Genomic DNA, 3726 nt, shown 5'->3' on the forward strand with positions numbered 1-3726 from the left:
GTAATCAGGTCTATCTGCTGTCGGCCCTTATGGCACACAACATTACTCGGGAATTACAGATGCGCACAGTGGCTCCAGATCGCGGGACCTGTGAAAAGCGCCCTGCGCTTTGGGCTTTTTCCTCCGTCGCCACACTGCGTAATCGACTTATTCAGCGAGCAGGATCTTTAATTCGCCCACAAGGCAAGTTGACACTATCCATGAGCGCGAACAAATCTGTGAAAACTGAGTTATTGCAAATTCTTAACGCGCTGGATGAGGCAGCTTAGCGTTCCATAACGCCCGGTTTTTATGCAACACTAGGGTAAAGTCTTCGAGAATTCGACCCCAGTGCGGGGCGGGCGAGCCTCGCGCGAGACTCCAAACAGGCTCTAAGTGGCGGTTTTGATGCGAAGCCCACGGTAGCAGGCCCGCCCATTCTTTAAATTGCCACTCAGTTTTGCACCGCAACCGCAGCCTGCTGCAGTCGCGCCGGCTCGCCAGTGCCGCGGCCATGGCCCGCCAGCTTGCGCAGGGCCACGTAGAACACCGGGGTCAGCAACAGCCCGAACAGGGTCACGCCGATCATGCCGGTAAACACCGTGATGCCCATGGCGTTACGTACTTCGGCTCCGGCGCCGGTGGCCAGCACCAGCGGCACCACGCCGGCGATAAACGCCACCGAGGTCATGATGATCGGCCTCAGGCGCAGACGGCAGGCTTCCAGGGCCGCGCGCATCGGGTCGAAACCGTCGTTGATCTCCAGCTCGCGGGCGAACTCCACGATCAGGATGGCGTTCTTGCACGCCAGCCCCATCAGTACCACCAGGCCCACCTGTACGAACACGTTGTTGTCGCCGCCGGTCAGCCAGACGCCAAACAGCGCCGCCAGCATACACATGGGCACGATCAGGATTACCGCCAGCGGCAGAACCCAGCTTTCATAGAGTGCGGCGAGTACCAGGAACACCAGCAGCAGCGCCAGGGGAAAGACCAGCATGGCCGCATTGCCCTGAGTGACCTGTTCGAAGCTCAGGTCGGTCCATTGAATGGTCATGCCGCCGGGCAGCGTCTGTTCCGCCACTTTTTCCACCGCCGCCAGTGCCTGGCTGGAGGACAGCATCGCCGGGTCCGACTGGCCGATCAGGTCCGCCGCCGGGTAGCCGTTGTAGCGGATCACCGGGTCCGGGCCGAAACTCTGGCGCAGAGTGACCATGGTATTGATGGGCACCATTTCGCCGCGGTCGTTGCGGGTGTAGAGGTGGTCGATATCGCTCACCTCATCGCGGAAGGGCGCGTCCGCCTGGGCCATAACCCGGTAGGTACGGCCGAATAAGTTGAAGTCGTTGATGTACAGCGAGCCAAAATACAGCTGCAGGGTGCCGAATAAATCGTCCAGGCGCACGCCCTGCGCCTTGGCCTGCAACCGGTCCACCTCCGCATCCAGCTGCGGCACATTGGCCTGGTAGGAGCTGAAGGGGTAGCTGAGACCCGGGGTCTGGCTTAGTACACCGGCCAACTGATTGGTGGCGGTCTGCAGGGCGCCGTAGCCGTCGCCGGTGCGGTCCTGTACAGCGCCGCGGCGATTCTGGACATAGAGGGAATAGCCGGAACCGGCGCCCAGGCCGAAGATCGGCGGCGGCATAAAGGTGACGGCAAAGCCCTCTTTGATCTGTGCCAGTTTGCCATTCAGTTCCGCGGCAATTTCCTGCGCGCTGCGATCGCGCTCACTGAAATCGTCGAAGAGCACAAACACCGTGCCCACATTCGGCGTGTTGGTACTCTGCAGTGCATTGAAGCCCACGAAGCCGGCCGCGTGGGAAACGCCCTCGGTTTCCAGTGCCAGTTCGCTTACCCTGCGTGCAACTTCCTCGGTGCGGTCCAGCGAGGCGCCCTCCGGCAGGCGGATGCTGCCCACCAGGTAGGTTTTGTCCTGGGTGGGAATAAAGCCGCCGGGCACCTGGTTGAACATAAATACCGTACCGGCAAGCAGCAGCGCGTAGACGCCAAACACCAGGCCGCGACGGCTGAGGCTGCGGCCCACCATTCCCTGGTAGCGCTCGGCGTTGCGCTGGAAAAAACGGTTGCACGGACGGAAGACCCAGCCGAACAGACGATCGATAATCCGCGCGGGCAGATCCGGCGCGGCGCCGTGGGGTTTCAGCAGTGTCGCCGCCAGCGCCGGCGACAGGGTCAGCGAGTTGATCGCGGAGATCACCGTGGCAATGGCGATGGTCATGGCGAACTGGCGATAGAACTGGCCGATGACGCCGTCGAGGAACGCCATGGGTACAAACACCGCGCAGAGCACCAGGCTGATGGCGACAATGGGTCCGCTCACTTCGCGCATCGCCTGGTGTGCCGCGGCCAGCGGAGTCAGCCCCTCCTCGATATTGCGCTCGACGTTTTCCACCACCACGATGGCGTCGTCCACCACGATACCGATGGCCAGCACCATGCCGAACAATGTCAATGTGTTGATGGAAAAACCCAGTACCAACAGCACCGCAAAGGTGCCGATAATCGATACCGGTACCGCCAGCAGCGGAATCAGCGAGGCGCGCCAGGTTTGCAAAAAGAGAATCACTACCAGCACCACCAGCAGCACCGCTTCCAGCAGGGTTTTGATCACCGCTTTGATGGAGGTACTGACAAAAACCGTGGGGTCGTAGGCGATCTCCCAGTCCAGTCCTTCGGGAAACTGATCGTCCAGCTCGTTCATTTTTTCCCGCACCGCGCGGGAGACTTCCAGGGAGTTGGAACCGGGCGCCTGGAAAATCGGCAGGGCCACCGCCTGACGGCCGTTGAGCAGCGCACGCAGCGCATCCTGGGAAGAGGCCAGCTCTATGCGCGCCACGTCGCGCAGGCGGGTGATCTCGCCGTCGCCGCCGGTTTTCAGCACCACATCGCCAAACTCCTCGGCACTTTCCAGACGGCCCTTGGCGTTGATGGAAATCAGGAAGTCGTTTTCCCCGGGCATGGGTTGGGCGCCGATCTGTCCGGCGGACACCTGCACGTTCTGCTCGCGCACGGCGCTGACGATATCTGCGGAGGTGACCCCGAGCGCCGCGGCTTTCTGCGGGTCCACCCACAGGCGCATGGCGTAGTCGCCGGAACCGAACAGCCCCGCCTGGCCGACGCCGGGAATGCGCGCCAGTTCGTCGCGAATATGCAGCACCGCGTAATTGCGGATATAGGTGGCGTCGAAGCGGTCGTCCGGCGACAGTAGGTGCACCGCCATCATCAGGTTGGGCGATTGCTTCTGGGTGGTGACGCCCTGGCGGCGCACGTCCTCCGGCAGCCGCGGCAGTGCCTGGGCGACACGGTTTTGCACCTGTACCTGGGCCAGGTCCGGATCGGTGTCCAGTTTAAAAGTCACGGTGAGCGACAATGTGCCGTCGCTGCCGGCGACGGATTTCATATAGATCATATTCTCCACACCGTTGATGGCCTCCTCCAACGGCGTGGCGACAGTTTCGGAAATGGTTTTCGGGTTGGCGCCGGGGTAGCTGGCGGTGACCGCTACGCTGGGCGGCACCACCTCCGGGTATTCGCTGACGGGCAGCAGCGGAATACTGATCAGGCCCACCACGAAAATAATGATCGACAGCACCGAGGCGAAAATGGGGCGGTCGACGAAGAAACGGGAAAAATTCATACAGGATCATCCAAAGTGCGGCATTGGGGTATCGCACTAAATTTTGAAACTTGAATCTGTTTTTGTAGGAGCGGCCCATGGCCGCGATC

General features: G+C 61.4%; 1 protein-coding gene and 1 pseudogene. One reads left to right on the top strand and one right to left on the bottom strand.

Features of this window, described 5'->3' with window-relative positions; genetic code table 11:
• Positions 1-269 (top strand): annotated as a pseudogene (locus ACRC0P_RS04770) (IS1380-like element ISHoc1 family transposase); the annotation flags it as partial.
• Positions 270-433: 164 nt separating this feature from the next.
• On the opposite strand, the gene ACRC0P_RS04775 reads toward ACRC0P_RS04770, so the two are convergent.
• Positions 434-3637: an efflux RND transporter permease subunit gene (locus ACRC0P_RS04775; protein ID WP_438628641.1), complete on the bottom strand. Its 3204-nt coding sequence runs from the start codon at positions 3635-3637 to the stop codon at positions 434-436.
• Between the last annotated feature and the right edge of the window lie 89 nt (positions 3638-3726).

Origin of the sequence: Microbulbifer sp., assembly GCF_051659245.1 — a bacterium.
In the GTDB taxonomy this organism is placed as follows: Bacteria; Pseudomonadota; Gammaproteobacteria; order Pseudomonadales; family Cellvibrionaceae; genus Microbulbifer.